Origin of the sequence: Streptomyces cinnamoneus (assembly GCF_002939475.1) — a bacterium.
In the GTDB taxonomy this organism is placed as follows: domain Bacteria; phylum Actinomycetota; class Actinomycetes; order Streptomycetales; family Streptomycetaceae; genus Streptomyces; species Streptomyces cinnamoneus_A.
This window is the reverse complement of record NZ_PKFQ01000001.1, coordinates 3429442-3451168: the sequence shown is the minus strand read 5'-3', so window position 1 is coordinate 3451168 and position 21727 is coordinate 3429442. Positions and strand designations below refer to the sequence as shown.

Below are 21727 nucleotides of genomic sequence, written 5' to 3'. Positions count from 1 at the left end.
AGGGAAGAGGAACCATGGGGGAAAAGGACGCTCACGGGCAGCACGAACTGCCCAAACCGGTGTTTTTGCCGGCGGGGCCGGGCCAGGAGGGATTCGCCCCGGCACCCGGGAGCACGCTCAGCAAGTTCATACCGAACCTCTACGACCCGACGAGCCGGTCGCCGCTGATCACTCCCTATCCGGGGCTCAACGGGCCGGTCAAACCGGACCTGAAGATCGAACCCAAGGTGCTCACCGGGGCGGCCGGAAAGGCCGGCGAGATACGCACGGCCTTCGCCCAGCCGGCCGCCTCCCTCGACGAGCCGACCAGGGCCGCGGCCAAGGGCCTCGACGGAATGGCCTCGAAGACGGCGCTGGAGACCATGCACCACTACTGGGAAGAGCAGGCGGGCACCGTGGCGGCCTGGCTCGACAACATCGCGCAGAGCCTGCGGCTCGCCGCCAACGACTACCACCGGACCAACCTCGGTGTGAAGGACTACTTCAAGAGCTCCGGGCAGGACCACTGATGCCGTCTTTCTACGAAGAGCTGATGAAGGCCGACTTCTCCGGTCTGGAGACGCTGGGCGGCAAGTGGGAAGAGGTCCACGGGAAGATCAACGGTCTCCCGGGCCGCATCCTCGACGAGGTGCTGAAGCCGCTGCGCGACAAGGGCTACTGGGAGGGGGCGGCAGCCCCGTACGCCTGGACCCAGATCGACGACATGCAGCGCCAGGTGGAGTCGGCCGCCAAGGTCGCGGAATCCGTGGCGAAGGTGGTCAAGGACGGTGCGGGCGAGCTCAAGGCGGTGCAGCGCGAGCTCAAGGACGCGGTGGACCGCATCAAGCAGAAGACGGGCTTCTCCGTGAGCCACGAGGGCAAGGTCTCCTACACCGGGACGATCCACGCCGACACCCAGAAGGACGTCGACCACGCGCAGGACGAGATCATCGAGATCCTCCGCCGCGCCGTCGTGACGGACCAGAACCTGTCGATGAGCCTGATGGCCGACGTGGGCGTCGACACCTGGTTCAACGCCAAACCGCAGCTGACCGACATCAACCACACGGGCACGCTGGGCATCGAGCGGTACAACCAGCTCGGGCTGGCGCTCGCCGGCGAGGACCCCACCCCCCAGCGGCACGGCGAGAGCCCGTACAGCCTCGGCTGGGACTGGGCGACGGGCCAGGGCGATAAGAACCGGACCTTCACCACCGGCGACAAGCTGACGGAACTCATCAGCACCAGCGCGAACATGAACCACGTTCGTGAAGAGACCCTGAAGAACTGGCGGGAGAAGGGCGAGGGTACCGGCAGCATCCCCTTCAAGCTCGCCGACAAGGGCTTCTGGGGATCCAAGTGGCGGCTCGTCTCGGAGGACCTCCCGGCCATCGTCACCGGTGACGAGGCCAAGCTGGGCGAGGCGTTCATGGGGTCGTACAACCTCGATTACGAGGTCAAGGGCACCGACAGCGACGGGTCGGTCATCGTGCAGTACTCGATCAGCAACACGACGAGCAAGGCGTCGCTGATGCACTACGTCGGGTATGGGGACTGGCTCGAAGCGTTCAACTCCGACTCGGGCCCCGGCGGAAACGTGAGCCAGAACGTCGTCTGGACCGAGAAGATCCCCCCTCATGGCAAATAAGAGCAAGAATTCCCGGACCCCGGCCCAACGGCTGTTCGGCACGGTGCCCCGAGCCCTGTCCTCCGGTTGCCTCATGGTCGTGCTGGCCATCCTGGTGACCGGTGTCTGTGTATGGGCGACGGCTGATCCGCACGGCTGCCCCCGGCCGGCCGACGAGGTCTCCGCGTCAGAGCTCGCGCAGGTCTACGAGGGGCCGCACGGGATGCGGATGCGGCTGCGGCACGGGCCGGACGGGCGGCACGACGGGGCGTTCTCCGTAACGGACTGGCCCTATGAAGGCTCCTCACCACTGAAGCGCAGGGCGCGTTTCGACGGCTCGGGCGAGTGGCGGCTGACGACGCCCATCCCGGGCAAGAAGGGCATGGTGGTGAAGCTGGACTTCGTGGAAGGGCCGGAAGGGACGCCGTTCCCGGCTCGCCGGCACGAACTCGTCGTCGGCCGTGACGGCGACTCCCTGGTCCTCTACCCGGAGACCGACCCGGACAACTGCCCGGAGCTCGTCCTGGCGCCCGTCAAGTCCTGACCATCCCTCACGAGGAGTCCCGGATCGTGGACCGGGGCTCCTCGCGCGCCGCTGTTGTATCTATCCTGTGCGCATGCCATCCGCGCCCGCCGTCCGCACCGCCAGACCCCCCGCCGCCGAGCGCGTGTACGCGCACGTCAAGGACGCCGTACTACACCGGCGTTACGAAGGCGGCACGCTCCTCACCGAAGGCGACCTGGCCGAGGCCGTCGGGGTGTCCCGGACGCCGGTCCGCGAGGCGCTGCTGCGGCTGGAGGGGGAGGGGCTGCTCAGGCTGTACCCCAAGAAGGGGGCGCTCGTCCTCGCCGTGTCCGCGCAGGAGATCGCCGACGTGGTGGAGACCCGGCTGCTCGTGGAGAAGCACGCGGCCGCCAAGGCCGTGCCCGCGCCGCCCGGGCTGCTCGCCCGGCTCGGGGAGCTCGTCGAGGACATGCGGCGCCAGGCGGAGGCAGGCGACCTCGCCGCCGTCTCGCGCAGCGACCGCGCCTTCCACGCCGAGATCGTGCGCAGCGCCGGCAACCAGATCCTGGCGAACCTCTACGAGCAGCTGCGCGACCGCCAGCTGCGCATGGGCGTGGCCGTCATGCACGCCCACCCCGACCGGATCGCCAAGAACATCGCCGAGCACACCGACATCCTCCAGGCGCTGCGCGCGGGGGACGCCGAGGCGGCCGTCGAGGTCGTCGACCGGCACGTCAGTTGGGTACGCAACCTGGCCCGGGGGGACATCCGATGAATCCGTGCTCAGCGGCCCTGCCCGGCGACCCTCCCGGCGGACGCCGGGCCGTGGCCGTCTGGGGGACCGGCGTCGCCGTCTACTTCGTCGCGGTCATCTTCCGCACGAGCCTGGGAGTCGCCGGCATCGACGCCGCCGAACGCTTCCACATAGGGGCCTCCGCGCTGTCCACCTTCTCCATACTCCAGCTGCTGGTCTACGCCGGCATGCAGATACCCGTCGGCCTCATGGTCGACCGGCTGGGCACCAGGAAGGTGCTGGTCCTCGGCACCGTCCTGTTCACCGCCGGGCAGCTCGGCTTCGCCCTCGCCCGCTCCTACGACGTCGCCCTCGCCTGCCGCGCGCTGCTCGGCTGCGGTGACGCCATGACGTTCATCAGCGTGCTGCGCCTGGGCGCGCGCTGGTTCCCCGCCCGCACGGGGCCGATGATCGCGCAGGTCGCGGCGCTGTGCGGGATGGCGGGCAACCTGGTCTCGACGGTCGTCCTTTCCCGCCTGCTGCACGGCGCCGGCTGGACGGCCACGTTCGCGGGCAGCGCGGGCGCCGGAGCGCTGGTCCTCGTCCTGCTGCTGCTCTTCCTCAAGGACCACCCCGAGGGCATGGAACCGGCCCCGGGCCCCCGCCCCGGAAAGGGGTCCGTGCGGCAGCAGATCGCCCGGTCCTGGCGCGAGCCCGGCACCCGGCTGGGACTGTGGGCGCACTTCACCACCCAGTTCCCGGCCATGGTGTTCCTGCTGCTGTGGGGCATGCCGTTCCTGGTGGAGGCCCAGGGCCTCGCGCGCGGCACGGCGGGTTCCCTGCTGACACTCGTCGTGCTGGTCAACATGGCCGTCGGCCTGGTCTACGGGCAGATCGTCGGCCGCCACCACGCGGCACGGCTGCCGCTCGTGCTCGGCACGCTCGGGGCGACGGCTCTGCTGTGGGCGGCGGCCGTCGGCTGGCCCGGCGACCACGCCCCCATGGCCCTGCTGGTCGCGCTGTGCGTGGTGCTCGGGGCCTGCGGCCCGGCGTCGATGATCGGATTCGACTTCGCCCGCCCCGCCAACCCGCCCGAGCGGCAGGGCACCGCCTCCGGCATCGTCAACATGGGCGGCTTCGTGGCCTCCATGACCACGCTGCTCGCCGTTGGCGTCCTGCTGGACTCCACCGGCGGGAACTTCCGCGCCGCCTTCGCCTTCGTGTTCGTCGTCCAGGCGCTCGGGCTGTCGCAGATCCTGCGACTGCGGGGCCGGGCCGAGCAGCGGGAGCGGGAACGCGTCGTGGCGTCACGGGTGGAGACCGTGCACGTGCCGGTGCGCTCGACCTGACGACACGACAACACCCGGGCCCTCAAGGGGTGACGGCGAACTCGCGCAGCACCGCGCCCGCCAGCTCCCGGTCCCCGTCGATCTTGACCCGGTCCGCCACGGCCTCCGGCCGCACCCGGCCGCAGGCCAGCCGCGCGTAGGTCTCCCAGTCCAGGGCGAACGTCACCGACGGCCCCAGCGAGACGCTGCCGTCGATCGTGGCCTTGCCCTGCGGCCCGACCCGTACGGTCCGCAGGAACTCCAGCGGCCCGTGCACGTCGAAGACCACCGTCGACCCCGGCCGCGCCCCGGCGTCCTCGGCGACCAGCTTCGGCAGCGCCCGCAGCAGGAAGTCCCGGCTGATCACGGCGGCGGGCGAGTCGAGGTTGCCCGGCACGCCCAGGGCCCGGCGCAGGTCCTGCTCGTGGGTCCACACGTCGAAGGCCCGCAGGGCGAGCGTCCGTTCGAGCGTCTGTTCGTTGGCGGTGCCCAGCGGCCAGCGGACCGTCGCCTGGGGCGGACGCGTCTCGTTGCGCAGCTGACGGCACCGCCGGATGATCGTGTACTCCAGCTCGGAGGTCATCTCCGGGGCCGTGTGGCAGCGCCGCACGTCGACCTGCACCTCGATGTAGCGCGAGAACTCGTCGGTGACGTGGCGTAGATCGCGCGGCAGCGTGTGGATCGGCCGTGGCTCGCCCAGCATTTCGCACTCGACGCCGATGATGTGCGACACCACGTCGCGCACCGACCACCCCGGGCACTCGGTGGCCCGGTTCCAGTCGCTCTCGGCGAGGGGTCTCACCAAGTCGCTGACGGCTTCGACGGAATGGGTCCAGGCGTCGATGGCGGGCTGAAGGCTGGGGTGGACGGTCACGGCGAATCCCTAAGGCGGTGCTGAGCGACGGGTGCGTGCGTGGCAAGGCTGTCTGGGCTCTCCCCCGTTAAGTTACGCTGCGGACGGTCGCCGTGACAGAGGTTTCGTGTGGCAGGTGCGGAGAGTGGTGGTAATGTGCGCGCTTCTTTGATCCAGTTCGAAGTACGCCCGGACGACCCGGTCGCCGCCCGCCGCGAACGCGCCGCCGAACTCGTGCGGCGGCAGCGGGGCAGTGACCTCGTGGTGCTCCCCGAGCTGTGGCCGGTGGGAGCGTTCGCCTACGAGTCCTTCGCCGCCGAGGCGGAGTCCTTGGACGGCCCGACGGCCGCGGCGATGGCGGCTGCCGCGCGCGACGCGGGCGTCTGGCTGCACGCCGGCTCGGTGGTCGAGCGGGCGGCGGACGGCACGCTCTACAACACCTCCCTCGTCTTCTCGCCCTCCGGCGAACTCGCCGCCGCCTACCGGAAGATCCACCGCTTCGGCTTCGACAAGGGCGAGGCCGTGCTGATGGGCGCGGGCGCCGAGCCGGTCACGGTGCGGCTGCCGGACACCACGCTCGGCCTGGCGACCTGCTACGACCTGCGCTTCCCCGAGCTGTTCCGCGCCCTGGTCGACGCCGGCGCCCAGGTGTTCGTCGTACCGGCCGGCTGGCCCGAGCGGCGCCGCGACCACTGGACGCTCCTCGCCCGGGCACGGGCCGTGGAGAACCAGGCGTACGTCCTCGCGTGCGGCACGGCGGGCACCCACGCCGGCGTCGGGCAGGCGGGCCACAGCGTCGTGGTCGACCCGTGGGGCGAGGTCGTCGCGCAGGCGGGGGCGGGGGAGGAGGTCCTGGTGGCCGACCTCGACCCGGCCCGGGTGGGGAAGGTGCGCGAGGACTTCCCGGCCCTGAAGGACCGGGTCCTGCGGTAGGGGAAGGGGAAAAGAACCCCGCGGGAATAGCCACCCGCGCCCACCCTGTTGGATGGGGGCATGGCTCCCCACGCACGCGTCCGCGCCCCCGAGCTGATCGGTAAGGGCGGCTGGCTGAACACCGGTGACAACGACCTCTCCCTCGCCGCCTTGCGCGGAAAGATCGTAATTGTCGATTTTTGGACGTTTTGCTGCGTGAACTGCCTGCACGTCCTCGACGAGCTGCGCGAGCTGGAGGAGAAGCACCGCGACACCGTCGTGATCATCGGCGTGCACTCGCCGAAGTTCGTGCACGAGGCCGACCACCAGGCCGTCGTCGACGCCGTCGAGCGGTACGGCGTCCACCACCCCGTCCTGGACGACCCCGAGCTCGCGACCTGGAAGCAGTACGCCGTCCGCGCCTGGCCCACCCTGGTCGTCGTCGACCCCGAGGGCTACGTCGTCGCCCAGCACGCGGGCGAGGGCCACGCGCACGCCATCGCGCGACTCGTGGCGGAGCTGGAGGCCGCCCACGAGGCCAAGGGCACCCTCCGGCGCGGCGACGGCCCCTACGTGCCGCCGGAGCCGGAGGCCACCGACCTGCGCTTCCCCGGCAAGGCGCTGCTGCTGCCCGGCGGCAACCTCCTGGTCTCGGACACCACCCGGCACCAGCTGGTCGAGCTCGCGGCGGACGGCGAGAGCGTCGTGCGCCGCGTCGGTACCGGCGAGCGCGGCCTCAGCGACACTCCCGCGACGTTCAACGAGCCCCAGGGCCTCGCGCTGCTCCCCGACGGCAAGGTGATCGTCGCCGACACCGTCAACCACGCCCTGCGGACGTACGACCCCGCCACCGGGGCCGTGGAGACCGTCGCCGGCACCGGTCGCCAGTGGTGGCAGGGCTCGGCGACCAGCGGCCCGGCCCGGGACGTGGACCTGTCCTCGCCGTGGGACGTGGCCTGGTTCGCGGACCGGGTGTGGATCGCCATGGCGGGCGTCCACCAGCTGTGGACGTACGACCCGGCGGCGGGGACGGTCGAGGTCGCGGCCGGCACGACCAACGAGGGCCTGGTGGACGGGCCCGCGGCCGAGGCGTGGTTCGCCCAGCCGTCCGGGCTCGCCGCGGGCGCGGACCGGCTGTGGCTCGCCGACTCGGAGACCTCCGCCCTGCGCTACGTCGAGCGGGACGGCGAGGGCTTCGCCGTGCGTACGGCCGTCGGCGCCGGGCTCTTCGACTTCGGCCACCGGGACGGGGCCGCGGACCAGGCGCTGCTCCAGCACCCCCTGGGCGTCACCGTCCTGCCCGACGGCTCCGTGGCCGTCTCGGACACCTACAACCACGCCCTGCGCCGCTACGACCCGGCGACCGGCCAGGTGACGACCCTGGCGACGGACCTGCGGGAGCCCTCGGACGCGGTGCTGGTGGACGACGACATCGTGGTCGTCGAGTCGGCCCGGCACCGGCTGACGCGGCTGCGGCTGCCCGAGGAGGCCGTCCGGGTCGAGTCGGTGGCGCACCGCACGCAGCGCGCGGCGACGGAGATCGCCCCCGGCACGCTGCGGCTGGACGTGGTCTTCCAGGCGCCCCGGGGGCAGAAACTGGACACGCGCTACGGGCCGTCCACGCGGCTGCTGGTCAGCTCCACCCCGCCGGAGCTCCTGGCGGAGGGCGCGGGCCAGGGCACCGACCTGGGCCGTGACCTGGTGCTGGCGGACGGGGTGGGCGAAGGCGTGCTGCACGTGTCCGCGATGGCGGCGTCGTGCGACGACGACCCGGCGAACGAGTACCCCGCCTGTCACGTCCACCAGCAGGACTGGGGTGTGCCGGTGCGGGTCGTCGAGGGCGGCGCGGGCCGGCTGCCCCTGGTGCTGGCGGGCCTCGACGGCTGAGCCGGCGCCGCGGAGGGGATCACCGGACGTACCGGTGGTCCTCTTCGACGACGGTGGCCGCCGGGGGCGGCGGCTGTGTCCTGCGGCGCCTGAAGATGCTCACGTAGGCGCACAGGCCCAGGAAGCCCGCCGCCATGAGGATCAGGCCCACCAGCGGGACGTTGACCCCGTCGATCTGCCAGTCGACGGCGAAGGTGAGGATCGCGCCCGCCGCGATCAGACCGATGCACCACGTGATGCCCATGGCAAACGCCTCCGAACATGATCGGTCGTTCCGGGTTGGCGACCGTGCGGCTACCCCGGCCCGGAACGGCCAATCACGACCTCGGGGCTACCACTTCAGTGCGGCCGCCTCGGTGTCCTGCCAGTAGGTCGTGCGGGCGGAGTCGTCGACGTGCAGCGCGCCGCCGGGGAGTGCGGGCTGTGCCGCCTTGCCCGGCAGCGGGTCCCCGCCCGGGGTCTGGAGGGTGACGGAGAGCTGTCCTGCCTCGCGGCCCGCGCCGGCGGAGCCGTCGGCGGCGGAGGCGATGACCGCGGCGTGGGCGGCCTTGCCGGGGGCCAGCTTCACGCCGCCGGCCTTCGGCTTGCTCTCCTCGACGACTCCGGCGGTGGCCTGGTCCTGGTCGAAGCGCAGGAACGGGAAGCCGTAGGCCGTGCACGGGCTCTTGCCCGTGTTCGTCGCCGTCAGCAGGACGTGGTTCACGGGGGACTTCACGGCCTTGGCCTCGACCTTGACGGTGCCGGGGAGGCAGGCGTCGCCCGTGTCCTGCGGCTTGTCGTCCGCGCCGCCGTCGGTGGTGTCGGTGGCGTCGGTGGAGTCCCCGGCCGTGTCGGCCTGTTCCTGGGCGGTCGCCGTGTCGGCCTTGTCCTTGGCCTTGCCGTCCGAGCCGCCGTCGCCGCCGCAGGCGGTGAGGGTGAGGGCGGCCGCGGCGGTGAGCGCGGCGGCGGCGGTCCGCAGGGTGCGGTTGTGCACGGTGCTCAGCCCTCCAGGAAGGCGGTGAGCGCGGCGGCCAGCAGGTGCGGGTCGTCCGCGCCGCACAGCTCGCGCGCCGAGTGCATGGACAGGCAGGCCACGCCGATGTCGACGGTGGCGATGCCGTGGCGGGCGGCGGTGATGGGGCCGATGGTGGTGCCGCAGGGCATGGAGTTGTTGGAGACGAAGTGCTGCCAGGGCACGCCGGCCCGCTCGCAGGCGGCGGCGAAGACGGCCCGGCCGCTGCCGTCCGTGGCGTAGCGCTGGTTGACGTTGACCTTCAGGATCGGGCCGCCGTTGGGCACGGGGTGGTGGCCCGGCTCGTGGCGCTCGCCGTAGTTGGGGTGCACGGCGTGGCCGGTGTCGGAGGAGAGGCAGATCGTGCCGGCGAAGGCGCGGGCCCGGTCCTCGTAGGTACCGCCGCGGGCGTAGACGGATCGTTCCAGCACGGTGCCCAGGAGCGGGCCCTCGGCGCCGGTGTCGGACTGGCTGCCGTTCTCCTCGTGGTCGAAGGCGGCCAGCACGGGGATGCTGGGGAGCCCTTCGGAGCCGATGGCGGCGAGCAGCGCGGCCGTACCGGCGTGCACGGACAGGAGGTTGTCCATGCGGGGGCCGGCCAGCAGCTCGCGGTCGCGGCCGAGGTAGGCGGGCGGTTCGACGCTGTGCGTCATCAGGTCCCAGCCGGCGATCTCGCCCGCGTCGACGCCGGTCTCCTCGCCGACGAAGCGGATGAGGTCGCCCTCGCGCGGTTCGCCCAGGCCCCAGACGGGCGTCATGTGGCGCTGCTTGTCGAGCTTGAGGCCGTCGTTGTTGACGCCGCGGTCGAGGTGGATGGCGAGCTGCGGCACGCGCAGCAGCGGGCGGTCCACGTTGACCAGGCGGTGGGTGCCGTCGCGCAGGGTGACCCGGCCGGAGAGGCCGAGGTCGCGGTCCAGCCAGGTGTTGAGCAGCGTGCCGCCGTAGATCTCGACGGCGACCTGGCGCCAGCCGAGGGCGCCGGTGTCGGGCAGCGGCTTGACGCGCAGGTTGGGGGAGTCGGTGTGCGCTCCGACGATCCGGAAGGGGGTGGCGGGGGTCGCGCCCTCGGGGACGTACCAGGCGATGACGGCACCGCCGCGCGTCACGTACTTGCCGCCGGTCGACGCGTCCCACGCGTCGGTCTCCTCGATGCGGCGGAAGCCCGCCTTCTCCAGCCGCTCGGCGGTGTTCGCCACCGCGTGGTACGGGGAGGGGCTGGCCGCGAGGTAGGACATCAGGTCGTCGGTGTGGCCGCGGTCGAAGCGGTGCGCAGAGCTCATTTCCTCAGGATAAGGATCAGGGCAAGAGCCGGGCGGTCCTTTCGGTGCCCGTCTCCTGCCCTTTTCCCCGTGTGTGACGGCCTGTTAGAAGGCGGCCTCGTCCAGCTCCATCAGCGACTGGTCGACGCTTTCGGCCAGCGCGCGCTCGACGGCCAGGTTCGGCAGGACCGTGTGGGCGAAGAACTTCGCCGCGGCGATCTTGCCCTCGTAGAACGCCTTGTCCTTGGTGGAGGCGGTGGGCAGCTTCTCGGCGGCGACCGCCGCGCCCTTGAGGAGGAGGTAGGCGACGACGACGTCGCCGGAGGCCATCAGCAGGCGGGTGGTGTTCAGGCCCACCTTGTAGATGGACTTGACGTCCTTCTCGGTGGCGGCGAGGTCGGTCAGCATCGCGCCGACGATCCCCTCCAGGTCCACCGCGGCCCGCGCGAGCTTCTCGCGGGCGTCGGCGAGGTCCTCGCCGCCGGCGGCCTCGGCGAGGAACTTCTTGATCTCCTCGGAGAGGGTGGTCAGGGCCTGGCCCTGGTCGCGGACGATCTTCCGGAAGAAGAAGTCCTGGCCCTGGATGGCGGTCGTGCCCTCGTAGAGCGTGTCGATCTTCGAGTCGCGGATGTACTGCTCGATCGGGTACTCCTGGAGGTACCCGGAGCCGCCGAAGGTCTGCAGCGACTGCGCCAGCTGCTCGTAGGACTTCTCCGAGCCGTAGCCCTTGACGATCGGCAGGAGCAGGTCGTTGAGGCCGTGCAGGGCCTTGGCGTCCTCGCCCGCGGCCTCCTTGACCAGGATCTCGTCCTGGACCGAGGCGGTGTAGAGCACCAGGGCGCGCATGCCCTCCGCGTACGCCTTCTGCGTCATCAGCGAGCGGCGCACGTCGGGGTGGTGGGTGATGGTGACCTTGGGCGCGGACTTGTCCATGAAGTTGGCCAGGTCCGGGCCCTGCACGCGCTCCTTGGCGTACTCCAGCGCGTTGAGGTAGCCGGTGGAGAGGGTGGCGATGGCCTTCGTGCCCACCATCATCCGGGCGAACTCGATGATCATGAACATCTGGCGGATGCCGTCGTGCTTCTCGCCGATGAGCCAGCCCTTGGCGGGGTGCTTGTCGCCGAAGGTCATCTCGCACGTGTTGGAGGCCTTCAGGCCCATCTTGTGCTCGACGTTGGTGGCGTAGACGCCGTTGCGCGCGCCCAGCTCGCCGGTCTCGAAGTCGAACTCGTACTTCGGGACGAGGAAGAGGGACAGGCCCTTGGTGCCGGGGCCGGCGCCCTCGGGGCGGGCGAGGACGTAGTGGAGGATGTTCTCCGCCATGTCGTGCTCACCGGAGGTGATGAAGCGCTTGACGCCCTCGATGTGCCAGGAGCCGTCCTCCTGCTTGACGGCCTTGGTGCGGCCGGCGCCCACGTCCGAGCCGGCGTCCGGCTCGGTGAGCACCATGGTGGAGCCCCACTGCTTGTCCACCGCGAGCTTGGCGATGTGCTTCTGCTGCTCGGTGCCCTCGTCGTAGAGGACGCCGGCGAAGGCCGGGCCGGAGGAGTACATCCAGACCGCCGGGTTGGAGCCCAGGATGGTCTCGGCGAAGCCCCACAGCAGCGAGCGCGGCGTGGTGGTGCCGCCGATGCCCTCCGGGATGCCCAGGCGCCACCACTCGGCGTCCATGTACGCCTGGTAGCTCTTCTTGAACGCCTCGGGGACCGGAGCCGTGTTGGTCTCCGGGTCGAAGACCGGCGGGTTGCGGTCGGTGTCGACGAACGACGCGGCCAGCTCGTTCTCCGAGAGGCGGGCGATCTCGGACAGCACGCTCTTCGCCGTCTCGACGTCCATTTCACCGAACGGGCCGGTGCCGTACAGCTTGTCGCGACCGAGGACCTCGAAGAGGTTGAACTCGATGTCGCGGAGATTCGACTTGTAGTGGCCCATGACAGACGGCTCCGTAGGTGACGGGAGGGCGATCCTCTGTGCGTACCGGTCAGTAAGCAGCATGATGCTACCCACCGGTAATAAGACGCAAGACCTGATCGGCCAACTGTGACCCTTTACGCTTTGGGCCATGTACGGCTACGACCAGAACGCGGCACAGCAGGGCTACGCGCCCCCGCAGCAGCCCGGAGGCTACGGCGAACAGCCGCTGTACCCCGAGCCGTCGCCCCCGTCGCTCGCCGACGCGGTCCGGGCCTTCACCACCGGCCAGATGTCCGCCGAGGACTTCCAGTCGGTCCTCTCCGGCTCCAAGGTCTACTGCCCGCGTGGTGAGACCCCGGGTTTCCTCGCCCTGCACAACACCCAGCAGCCCGTGATCCCGATGTTCACCTCCCTGAAGGAGCTGCGCCGGTACGCGGGCAAGGAGTCGAAGTACTTCGTGATCACGGGGGCGGAGGTGCTCGACCTCCTGCCGACGGGATACGGCTTCGTGCTGGACATGGAGGGGGACCACCGCATCGTCTTCGACGCGAAGTCGGTGGAGCAGATGGTGGACTTCGCCATGCGGCGGATGTACGGCTAGGAGCCACCGCTCCGCGGCCCGCCGGCTCAGCCCGCCGCCCTGCGGTACAGCTTCCGCACGGGCTCCCCGAAGTAGGTGCTGTACGAGGTCGTCTCGTCGCCGCCCTCGTCCTTGCCGCCCAGCACCCCGGCGACGGTGCCCAGGCCCGTCGCGGGGTCCACGTCCGTGAGGAACGGGCTGCCGCTCGTGCCGTTCGGCAGGCCCTCGCAGTCGAAGCGCACCTGGGTCCCGCTCTCGGCCTCGGTGGCGTTCTGGCAGGCCAGCGGCCGCTCGCTGTCGCTGGGGTAGCCCAGGACGCGGGTGGGGGCGCCGCGCGGCGGGTCGAAGGCGATCGCCTGCGCGCCGGTCACGCGCTCGATCGGGGTGCCGCCGTTCTTCTCCGCAGGGCGCACCCGGACGAAGGCCACGTCGTGGTCGGGGTCCCGGCGCAGCACCCACGCGGGGTCGACGTCGATGGCGGTGGGCACCCAGACCCCGTACGGCGCCACGCCGTCCTTGTAGCCCGGGGCGAAGGCCAGGTCCGTGCGGAAGCCGCCCACGTGCACGCAGTGGGCGGCGGTCACCAGCAGGTCGCCCCGCCGGCTGTGCACCACGCTCGCCGTGCAGCCGTGCCCCGGCTCGCCCTGGCCGGTGTAGAACAGCGGGCCCACGGCGGGCGACGCCGGCGCCTCCTGCGCGGTCAGGGGGTCGGAGGGCGGCAGCTTGTCCGTGCGGGTGCCCCGTGCCACGGGGGCGGTCAGCGGCCCCGGGGCGACGGTGCGTATCGCCGAGCGCATCGCGGCCGCGGACTTCTCGGCCAGGTCCTCGGGCTGGCGGTAGTGCCCCGAGGAGTCGCCGTCGGCCAGCGGCGCGTCCGTGGCCAGCCCGCTGTTCGCCACCAGCAGCCCGACGGCGGTCAGGGCGAGGACGACGGCGACGAGGGCGGCGTAGCCGGCCGGGCCTGGGCCGCCGCCGGTTCTCTCGCTCTTCGGGGGCTTCGGGCGCTCGCGCATTGATCAAGTGTCCACCCTCGGCCCGGAGCGACGCCCTCCGAGTACGGGAATGCGTACGGCGTTGCAGGTTGTTCACTGTTCAACTAAATTGGGAGCACACCCCGAGGAGGCCGAGATGCCCGCAGTGACCGTCGAGAACCCGCTGACCCTGCCGCGCGTGACCGCACCCGCCGACGGCGCCCGGCGGCCGGTGCTGCACGTCGCCACCGCCCCGAGCGGTTTCGAGGGCGAGGGCTTCCCCGTGCGCCGCGCCTTCGCGGGCATCGGGTACGAGCACCTCGACCCGTTCATCATGATGGACCAGATGGGTGAGGTGGAGTACGCGCCGGGCGAGCCCAAGGGCACCCCGTGGCACCCCCACCGGGGCTTCGAGACCGTCACCTATCTGATCGACGGCACGTTCGTGCACCAGGACTCCCACGGGGGCGGCGGCACGATCACCGACGGCGACACCCAGTGGATGACCGCCGGCTCCGGACTGCTGCACATCGAGGCGCCGCCGGAGGCCCTCGTCGTCGCCGGCGGGCTCTTCCACGGCCTCCAGCTGTGGGTGAACCTGCCGAAGAAGGACAAGATGATGCCGCCCCGCTACCAGGACATCGGCCGCGGCAAGGTCAAGCTCCTCACCTCCGGCGACGGCGGTGCGCTGCTGCGCCTGATCGCCGGCGAGCTCGACGGCCACCGGGGGCCGGGCATCACCCACACGCCCGTCACCATGGCGCACGTCTCGCTGCGCCCCGGCGCCGAGGTGACGCTGCCCTGGCGGTCCGACTTCAACGGCCTGGCCTACGCCCTCGCCGGGCGCGGCGCGGCGGGCGCCGAGCGCCGGCCCTTCCGGGCCGGTCAGACCGTGGTCTTCGGCGCCGGCGACTCGCTGACCGTCCGGGCGGACGCCACGCAGGAGTCCCGGAGCCCGGACTTCGAGGTCGTCCTGCTGGGCGGCGCGCCGATACGGGAGCCCATGCGGCACTACGGGCCGTTCGTGATGAACACCCACGCGGAGCTGGCCCAGGCCTTCGAGGACTTCCAGGCGGGCCGGCTGGGGGTCGTCCCGGCGGACCCCGCGCTCAGGTGATGCCCTCGAACCGCGTCTCCCCGTCGCCGGCCGTCTCGTAGAGCTCGAACCAGATGTTCTTGCCTTCGCCCTGCGGGTCCACGCCCCAGGCACCGGCGAGCAGTTCCATCAGCACCAGGCCGCGCCCCGAGGAGGCCATCTCCCCGGGGTGGCGGCGGTGCGGCAGTTCGTCGCTGCTGTCGGCGACGTCGACGCGCACCGAGCGCACACCGGGCTCGCCGGATATCTCGGCGATCAGGATCGCGTCCCCGTCGGTGTGGACGAGCACGTTGGTGACCATCTCGGACACCATCAGCACGGCCGAGTCGGTCTGGTCCTGGTCGGGCCAGTCGTACATCAGCTCCCGTATCTGCTGCCGCGCCTCGGCGATGCGCTCGGGCTCGGCCTGGGCGATGGTCAGGACCGTGCGGCGCGGCGGGCGGGGCGCGGGCGGCGCCTGGCCGGGGGCGGCCGCCGCCGGCAGGTCGCGGCGCAGGAGCAGCAGCGCGATGTCGTCCTCGCGGCGGTCGATCAGCGGGCCCGTGGTGTAGTGCGAGGGCGGCCCGTGGACGGCCTGGACCAGGGAGTCCGCGAGCTTCTCCAGACTGCCGTCGCCGGCGTCGGCGGAGTGCCCCTCGACGACCTCGCGCAGCCGCGCCCAGCCGGTCTCCAGGTCGTGCCCGCCGGTCTCGATGAGGCCGTCGGTGCAGACCATCATCGTCTCGCCGGGCTCCAGGACCATCCGGGTGGTCGGGTAGTCGGTGTCCGGCACGATCCCCAGCGGCAGCCCGCCCGCCGTGGGGCGTACGAGCATGGTGCCGTCGCTGAGCCGGATCGCGGGGTCGGGGTGGCCCGCGCGGGCGATCACCAGCATGCCGGTGGCGGGCGTCGCCTCGATGTAGAGGCAGGTGGCGAAGCGCTGGTCGGCCACGGCGTCCTCGTCGCCGGCGTCCCCGCCGTTGATGCCGGCCAGGAAGCGGGAGGCGCGGGAGAGGACCGCGTCGGGGTGGTGGCCCTCGGAGGCGTAGGCGCGCAGGGCGATCCGCAGCTGGCCCATGAGCCCCGCCGCCCGCACGTCATGGCCCTGGACGTCACCGATGACCAGGGCGATCTTCCCTTCCCCGGGCAGGGGGATCATGTCGTACCAGTCGCCGCCGACCTCCAGTCCGCCGCCCGTCGGCACATAGCGGGCGGCCACGCTCATGCCGGGGATGTCGGGCTCGACGGTGGGCATCATCGAGCGCTGGAGGCCCATGGTCAGCTCGCGCTCCGACTCGTGGGCGCTGGCCCGGCCCAGCGCCTGGGCGAGCATCCGGGCGACCGTGGTGAGCACCGAGCGCTCGTCGGGGGTGAAGGTGACCGGCATGCTGAAGCCGGCCATCCAGGCGCCGATCGTGCGGCCCGCGTTGATCAGCGGGAGGAAGGCCCACGACCGCCGGCCGAACTTGGCGACCTTCGGGTACAGGCCGGGGAAGCGCCGGGCGTAGTCCTCGGGCGAGGGCAGGTACACCGCGCGCCCGGTGCGGATGACCTCGGCGGCCGGGTAGCCCGTGTCCATGGGCTCGTCCCGGAAGTCCTCCATGGCGCCGGGTTCGTAGCCGTGGTGCCCGATGAGCTTGACGCGGTTGCCCTCGCTGGCGAAGACCGCGAGCCCCGAGGGCTCGAAGCCCGGCATCGACAAGGTGGCCGCCACCCGCAGCACCTCGGACGTCGAGCGCGCCTCGGCCAGGGCCCGCCCGGCGTCCAGGAGGAAGGCCTCGCGGTTGCGCCGCCAGTCGCCGGTGACGGCCGCGGGGGCCGGGGAGGTGCCCTGCTGCGGTTCGGGGACCTCCTCGATGGTGCCGGTCAGCCGGTGTCTGGCCTCGGTGCCGGGCCGGGTGCGGCTGCGCACGGTCCGCAGCACCCGTCCCGCGTCGTCCACGACCCGCATCCGGGCCTCGGCGAGGGTGCCCTCGGCCGCCGCGAGGCGGATGACGCCCTGGACCTGCACCCAGTCCACCGCGTGGAAGCGGGCCCGGGCGGCCGGCTCGGACAGCTCGACGCGCTCGGCGGGCAGCCCCAGCAGCCGCGCGGCCTCGGCGTCGAAGGTGACGGTGCGCGAGGCGTTGTCCCAGTGCCACAGGCCCGTGGAGACGGCGGCCAGTACGTCCTCGGTGCGCATTGCCCCACTTTAGGCCGGTATACAGCACCGAGACCACCGATGCCGGGTGGGGCAGTACCCTTGCTTGGTGCTGTATGCAGCTCCCCGCACAGCGACCCGGTGTGTGGCGTGCGGCGCCTGCAGCGCTCCTTCTCGACCAACGCCCTCGACCACGACTTGGATGAACGATGCATCGGTACCGGTCCCACACCTGCGGCGAGCTCCGTGCGGCTGACGTCGACACCGACGTGCGACTGAGTGGCTGGCTGCACAATCGGCGCGACCTGGGCGGCATCCTCTTCATCGACCTGCGCGACCACCACGGCCTGGTCCAGCTGGTGGCCCGTCCGGGCACCCCGGCGAACGAGGCGCTGAGCCACCTCACCAAGGAGACCGTCGTCCGCGTGGACGGCAAGGTCATGAGCCGTGGCGCCGAGAACGTCAACCCGGACCTGCCCACCGGCGAGATCGAGATCGAGGTCTCGGAGGTCGAGGTGCTGGGCGCCGCCGACCAGATCCCCTTCACGATCAACACCGAGGACGGGGTGAACGAGGAGCGCCGTCTGGAGTACCGCTTCCTCGACCTGCGCCGCGAGCGCATGCACCGCAACATCCTGCTGCGCTCCGCCGTCATCTCGGCGATGCGGCAGAAGATGACCGCCCTGGGCTTCAACGAGCTGGCCACCCCGATCCTGTCCGCCACCTCCCCCGAGGGCGCGCGCGACTTCCTGGTGCCCTCGCGCCTGCACGCCGGCAAGTTCTACGCCCTGCCGCAGGCCCCGCAGCAGTTCAAGCAGCTGCTGATGATCGCCGGCTTCGACCGCTACTTCCAGATCGCGCCCTGCTTCCGCGACGAGGACGCCCGCGCCGACCGCTCGCCGGGCGAGTTCTACCAGCTCGACATGGAGATGTCCTTCGTCGAGCAGGAGGACGTCTTCCAGGTCATCGAGAAGGTCATGACCGAGCTCTTCCAGGAGTTCGGCGGCGGCCGTGAGGTCACCTCCCCCTTCCCGCGGATCCCCTTCCGCGAGGCGATGCTGAAGTACGGCTCCGACAAGCCGGACCTGCGCGCCAAGCTGGAGCTCGTGGACGTCTCCGACGTCTTCGCGGGCTCGGAGTTCAAGGCGTTCGCGGGCAAGCACGTCCGTGCGCTCCCGGTGCCGGCCGTCCAGGACCAGCCGCGCAAGTTCTTCGACGGCCTCGGCGAGTTCGCCGTCGAGCAGGGCGCCAAGGGTCTGGCCTGGGTCCGCGTCGGCGAGGGGAACGCCCTGACCGGCCCGATCGCCAAGTTCCTCACCGAGGACGACGTCAAGGCCCTCACCGAGCGCCTGGGCCTGGAGCCCGGCCACGCGATCTTCTTCGGCGCGGGCGAGTTCGACGAGGTCTCCAAGATCATGGGCGCCGTGCGCGTCGAGGCCGCCAAGCGCGCCGGCCAGTTCGAGGAGAACGTCTTCCGGTTCTGCTGGATCGTCGACTTCCCGATGTTCGAGAAGGACGAGGAGACCGGCAAGATCGAGTTCTCCCACAACCCCTTCTCCATGCCCCAGGGCGGCCTTGAGGCCCTGGAGACGATGGACCCGCTGGACATCCTCGCCTGGCAGTACGACATCGTCTGCAACGGCACCGAGCTGTCCTCCGGCGCCATCCGCAACCACGAGCCCGAGGTCATGTACAAGGCCTTCGAGATCGCCGGTTACTCGAACGAGGAGGTCGAGAAGGAGTTCGGCGGCATGCTGCGCGCCTTCAAGTTCGGCGCCCCGCCGCACGGCGGCATCGCCCCGGGCGTCGACCGCATCGTGATGCTGCTGGCCGACGAGCCGAACATCCGCGAGACCATCGCCTTCCCGCTCAACGGCAACGCCCAGGACCTGCTCATGGGCGCGCCCAGCGAGGTCGAGGACGCCCGCCTGAAGGAGCTGCACCTCAGCATCTACAAGGGCGCGGCGAAGCCGACGCCGTACAAGCCGACGAAGTGACGCGCCGCGCGGGAACGCGCAGCGCGTAGGAAGGGCCGGGACCGCCGAGGTCCCGGCCCTTTCGCGTCGTCAGTACCCGGCGGAGCCGTCGACGCGCTCGCGCAGCAGGTCCGCGTGTCCGTTGTGCCGCGCGTACTCCTCGATCATGTGGACGTAGATCCAGCGCAGGGAGACCTTCTTGCCGAGGGCTTCGCCCGTGGCGTCGAGCGGCAGCGGTGCCGCGTTCGCGTCGGCGGTCGCGGTCTCGGCCCGCCAGGCGGCCAGCGCGCCGGCGAGGGTCGCGTCGTCGTCGACCTCGAAGCCGCCGCTCGTCTCGTCCATGTCCTCAAGGCGCTTCGGCGTCCGGTCCGGGCCGTGCACGAGGGGGACCGCCTCCTTGAGGAGGACGCGGCGGAACCAGACCCGCTCGACCTCGGTCATGTGCTGTACGAGCCCGAGGAGGCTGAGCCGGGAAGGCGGGGCGGCGGCGGTGCGGGCCTGATCGTCGGTCAGGCCGGTGCACTTGTGGGCGAGGGTGGCCCGGTGGAAGGCCAGCCAACTCTCCAGCGTGGTGCGCTCGTCGGCGGTCAGGGCGGGGATGGTCCGCCCGTCCGGCAGCGGCTCGAACAGCTCGGCGGCTTCGGCGGCGGGTGCTTCGGCGTCGGACATGGCGCCCAGTCTCACACGAGGGCCGTGACCATGGGCAGCTTCGGGCAGCACCCGGCGGCCTCGTGCACGGCCCTCGACAGCCGCCCCGGCGTCAGCCGGTGCCCCCACAGCACGGCCCGTACGCCGTACTCCGCGACGGCCATCAGCTCGCTCTCGCCCAGGTCGTCGGCCACCACGACCAGCGGCGCCCGGCCGCCGCGCGCGAGCTCGCGCAGGGTGCCCGGGGCGTCCGCGTCGTGGCGCCCCATGAGCAGGAGGTCGACGGAGGGGACTTCGTCGCCCCGCACGACGTGCACCCCGGGCAGGGAGCGGAGCTGTCTGACGAGGCGGCGCCCGCCGAGCTCGTCGTCGGCGTGGATGCTGACGGTGATGCGTTTGCCGGTGTCGCCGGTAAGGCCGGTGCGTTTATCGAACACTGCTCTTCCTCGTCTCCCCCATGAGTCAACATGCTCATGCTGGCCGGACGGGCTGAACGAACGATTGCTGATCGATCAACGCAAAGCGCCGGGGCCCGGGACCCAGCAGGTCCCGGGCCCCGGCGCGGCGGGCCGGAGGGAGTGCCTACGCCTGCGCGCCGGCCTCCTCGCCCCCGCCGAAGCGCTCGCGGTACGCCGCCAGGTCGTCCTCGGTGATCTTCGCGAAGAGCACTGGCGGCACGGTGAACGGCGTGCCGGCCGGGACGAAGGTCAGGGACTTGGCCTCGTCGGAGGTCACCCACGTCGCCGTGTCGTCGGCCAGCTGGAAGGCCGAGCGCATGGCCGCCGCCGAGGCCGGGATGAACGGCTCGGAGACGATCGCGTAGAGGTGGATGAGGTTCATGGCCGTGCGCAGGGTGAGCGCGGCGCCCTCGGGGTTGGTCTTGATCTCCAGCCAGGGGGCCTTGGCCTCCAGGTAGGAGTTGCCCGCGCTCCACAGGGCGCGCAGCGCCTGCGCGGCCTTGCGGAACTGCATCTCCTCCATGTACCGCTCGTACTCGGCGAGCAGCTCCGCGACCTGACGGCCGAGGTCCGTCTCCGCGGCACCGGACTCGAGGCCCGCCGGGACCTCGTCACCGAAGCGCTTGCGCGAGAAGGACAGGACGCGGTTGACGAAGTTGCCGAGGACGTCGGCGAGGTCCTTGTTGACCGTGGCGGAGAACAGCTCCCACGTGAAGGACGTGTCGTCCGACTCGGGGGCGTTGGCCATCATGAAGTAGCGCCAGTAGTCGGCGGGCAGGATCTCCAGCGCGTCGTGCGTGAAGACGCCGCGCTTCTGGGAGGTGGAGAACTTGCCGCCGTAGTAGTTGAGCCAGTTGAAGGCCTTGACGTAGTCGACCTTCTTCCACGGCTCGCGGGTGCCGAGCTGCGTGGCCGGGAACATCACCGTGTGGAACGGGACGTTGTCCTTGCCCATGAACTGGGTGTAGCGGACGTCGTCGGCCTCGAACCACCACGACTTCCAGTCGCGGTTCTCCGGGTCCTGACCGGCCCACTCCTTCGTCGCACCGATGTACTCGACCGGCGCGTCGAACCAGACGTAGAAGACCTTGCCCTCGGCCGCCAGCTCCGGCCAGGTGTCGGCCGGGACGGGCACGCCCCACTCCAGGTCGCGCGTGATGGCGCGGTCGTTGAGCCCCTCGGTCAGCCACTTGCGGGCGATGGAGGAGGCCAGGACCGGCCAGTCCTTGCCGTGCTCGTCGATCCACGCCTCGACCTCGCCCTGGAGCTTCGACTGGAGGAGGAAGAGGTGCTTGGTCTCGCGCACCTCCAGGTCGCTGCTGCCGCTGATCGCCGAACGGGCGTCGATCAGGTCGGTCGGGTCCAGCACGCGCGTGCAGTTCTCGCACTGGTCGCCGCGTGCCTTGTCGTAGCCGCAGTGGGGGCAGGTGCCGACGATGTAGCGGTCGGGCAGGAAGCGGCCGTCGGCCAGCGAGTACACCTGGCGGATCGACCGCTCCTCGATGAACCCGTTCTTCTGCAGCTGCCGGGCGAAGTGCTGGGTGATCTCCCGGTTCTCCGGCGAGGAGCTGCGGCCGAAGTAGTCGAAGGACAGGCCGAAGCCCTGGTAGATCGCCTTCTGCGCGTCGTGCTGCTGGGCGCAGAAGGTGTCGACCGGCAGGCCGAGCTCCTTGGCGCCGAGCTCGGCGGGCGTGCCGTGCTCGTCGGTGGCGCAGATGTAGAGCGTCTCGCGGCCGGTCTGGCGCAGGAAGCGGGCGTACACGTCCGCCGGGAGCATGGACCCCACCATGTTGCCCAGGTGCTTGATCCCGTTGATATAGGGAAGGGCGCTGGTGATGAGGTGTCGAGCCATTGCGGCTGCTCCCTGGTCGGTGTGTATGGGTTTTGGGTG

The 21727-nt window shown here is 71.3% G+C and carries 20 protein-coding genes; 10 read left to right on the top strand and 10 right to left on the bottom strand.

The features are described 5' to 3' along the window. Positions 1 to 14: 14 nt before the first annotated feature. The 5 genes from CYQ11_RS14985 to CYQ11_RS14965 all read left to right on the top strand — a co-directional run bounded on the left by CYQ11_RS14985 (position 15) and on the right by CYQ11_RS14965 (position 4193). On the top strand, positions 15 to 509 hold the full coding sequence (locus CYQ11_RS14985; RefSeq protein WP_104650995.1) for a hypothetical protein: 495 nt from the start codon (positions 15 to 17) through the stop codon (positions 507 to 509). Further along, entirely contained in the window at positions 509 to 1627 is a 1119-nt protein-coding gene (locus CYQ11_RS14980) for a hypothetical protein (protein WP_104650994.1), read from the top strand. Before CYQ11_RS14985 ends, CYQ11_RS14980 begins: the two co-directional genes overlap by 1 nt. Continuing rightward, positions 1617 to 2150 (top strand): hypothetical protein, encoded by a 534-nt coding sequence (locus CYQ11_RS14975; protein ID WP_146104688.1) that lies wholly within the window; start codon positions 1617 to 1619, stop codon positions 2148 to 2150. The genes CYQ11_RS14980 and CYQ11_RS14975 overlap by 11 nt, the downstream gene beginning before the upstream one ends. Before the next feature lie 73 nt (positions 2151 to 2223). Then, complete coding sequence (locus CYQ11_RS14970) at positions 2224 to 2886, top strand: GntR family transcriptional regulator (RefSeq protein ID WP_099200247.1); 663 nt, start codon at positions 2224 to 2226, stop codon at positions 2884 to 2886. Further along, entirely contained in the window at positions 2883 to 4193 is a 1311-nt protein-coding gene (locus tag CYQ11_RS14965) for an MFS transporter (protein WP_099200031.1), read from the top strand. Before CYQ11_RS14970 ends, CYQ11_RS14965 begins: the two co-directional genes overlap by 4 nt. A gap of 22 nt (positions 4194 to 4215) precedes the next feature. Here CYQ11_RS14965 and CYQ11_RS14960 read toward each other — a convergent pair whose 3' ends face one another. After that, positions 4216 to 5046, bottom strand: coding sequence for a maleylpyruvate isomerase family mycothiol-dependent enzyme (locus tag CYQ11_RS14960; protein ID WP_099200032.1), 831 nt, complete (start codon positions 5044 to 5046; stop codon positions 4216 to 4218). Positions 5047 to 5181: 135 nt separating this feature from the next. On the opposite strand from CYQ11_RS14960, the gene CYQ11_RS14955 reads away from it, so the two are divergent. Next, the gene (locus tag CYQ11_RS14955; protein ID WP_099200033.1) at positions 5182 to 5958 is read left to right on the top strand and encodes a carbon-nitrogen family hydrolase; all 777 of its coding nucleotides are present in this window, start codon (positions 5182 to 5184) and stop codon (positions 5956 to 5958) included. Between the two features lie 60 nt (positions 5959 to 6018). Next, positions 6019 to 7824 (top strand): NHL domain-containing thioredoxin family protein, encoded by a 1806-nt coding sequence (locus CYQ11_RS14950; RefSeq protein ID WP_099200034.1) that lies wholly within the window; start codon positions 6019 to 6021, stop codon positions 7822 to 7824. Between the two features lie 19 nt (positions 7825 to 7843). Here CYQ11_RS14950 and CYQ11_RS14945 read toward each other — a convergent pair whose 3' ends face one another. The 4 genes from CYQ11_RS14945 to CYQ11_RS14930 all read right to left on the bottom strand — a co-directional run bounded on the left by CYQ11_RS14945 (position 7844) and on the right by CYQ11_RS14930 (position 12006). Then, positions 7844 to 8068, bottom strand: coding sequence for a DUF6458 family protein (locus tag CYQ11_RS14945; RefSeq protein WP_099200035.1), 225 nt, complete (start codon positions 8066 to 8068; stop codon positions 7844 to 7846). Positions 8069 to 8155: 87 nt separating this feature from the next. Then, entirely contained in the window at positions 8156 to 8797 is a 642-nt protein-coding gene (locus CYQ11_RS14940) for a DUF4232 domain-containing protein (RefSeq protein ID WP_099200036.1), read from the bottom strand. Positions 8798 to 8802: 5 nt separating this feature from the next. Next, a complete protein-coding gene (locus tag CYQ11_RS14935; protein WP_099200037.1) occupies positions 8803 to 10095 on the bottom strand; it encodes a M18 family aminopeptidase in 1293 nt (430 codons plus the stop codon). 84 nt (positions 10096 to 10179) lie between these two features. Next, a complete protein-coding gene (locus CYQ11_RS14930; RefSeq protein WP_099200038.1) occupies positions 10180 to 12006 on the bottom strand; it encodes an acyl-CoA dehydrogenase in 1827 nt (608 codons plus the stop codon). Positions 12007 to 12136: 130 nt separating this feature from the next. Here CYQ11_RS14930 and CYQ11_RS14925 point away from each other — a divergent pair, with 130 nt between their 5' ends. Continuing rightward, entirely contained in the window at positions 12137 to 12589 is a 453-nt protein-coding gene (locus tag CYQ11_RS14925; protein ID WP_099200039.1) for an SseB family protein, read from the top strand. A 26-nt stretch (positions 12590 to 12615) separates the two neighbouring features. Here the strand turns inward: CYQ11_RS14925 and CYQ11_RS14920 are convergent, their stop codons facing one another. Next, positions 12616 to 13581 (bottom strand): trypsin-like serine peptidase, encoded by a 966-nt coding sequence (locus tag CYQ11_RS14920; RefSeq protein WP_099200040.1) that lies wholly within the window; start codon positions 13579 to 13581, stop codon positions 12616 to 12618. A gap of 115 nt (positions 13582 to 13696) precedes the next feature. Between CYQ11_RS14920 and CYQ11_RS14915 the strand changes: the two genes are divergently transcribed. Beyond that, on the top strand, positions 13697 to 14656 hold the full coding sequence (locus tag CYQ11_RS14915; protein ID WP_099200041.1) for a pirin family protein: 960 nt from the start codon (positions 13697 to 13699) through the stop codon (positions 14654 to 14656). Here CYQ11_RS14915 and CYQ11_RS14910 read toward each other — a convergent pair. Beyond that, on the bottom strand, positions 14649 to 16796 hold the full coding sequence (locus tag CYQ11_RS14910; protein WP_099200042.1) for an ATP-binding SpoIIE family protein phosphatase: 2148 nt from the start codon (positions 16794 to 16796) through the stop codon (positions 14649 to 14651). The genes CYQ11_RS14915 and CYQ11_RS14910 overlap by 8 nt on opposite strands. Positions 16797 to 16963: 167 nt before the next feature. Here CYQ11_RS14910 and aspS point away from each other — a divergent pair, with 167 nt between their 5' ends. Beyond that, complete coding sequence (aspS, locus tag CYQ11_RS14905) at positions 16964 to 18751, top strand: aspartate--tRNA ligase (RefSeq protein WP_099200043.1); 1788 nt, start codon at positions 16964 to 16966, stop codon at positions 18749 to 18751. Positions 18752 to 18820: 69 nt separating this feature from the next. Here aspS and CYQ11_RS14900 read toward each other — a convergent pair whose 3' ends face one another. The 3 genes from CYQ11_RS14900 to metG all read right to left on the bottom strand — a co-directional run bounded on the left by CYQ11_RS14900 (position 18821) and on the right by metG (position 21688). Next, positions 18821 to 19399 (bottom strand): DinB family protein, encoded by a 579-nt coding sequence (locus CYQ11_RS14900; protein WP_181143664.1) that lies wholly within the window; start codon positions 19397 to 19399, stop codon positions 18821 to 18823. Positions 19400 to 19410: 11 nt separating this feature from the next. Next, positions 19411 to 19815, bottom strand: coding sequence for a response regulator (locus tag CYQ11_RS14895; RefSeq protein WP_099200044.1), 405 nt, complete (start codon positions 19813 to 19815; stop codon positions 19411 to 19413). A gap of 145 nt (positions 19816 to 19960) precedes the next feature. Beyond that, positions 19961 to 21688, bottom strand: a complete 1728-nt coding sequence (gene metG, locus CYQ11_RS14890; RefSeq protein WP_099200045.1) for a methionine--tRNA ligase — start codon at positions 21686 to 21688, stop codon at positions 19961 to 19963. Between the last annotated feature and the right edge of the window lie 39 nt (positions 21689 to 21727).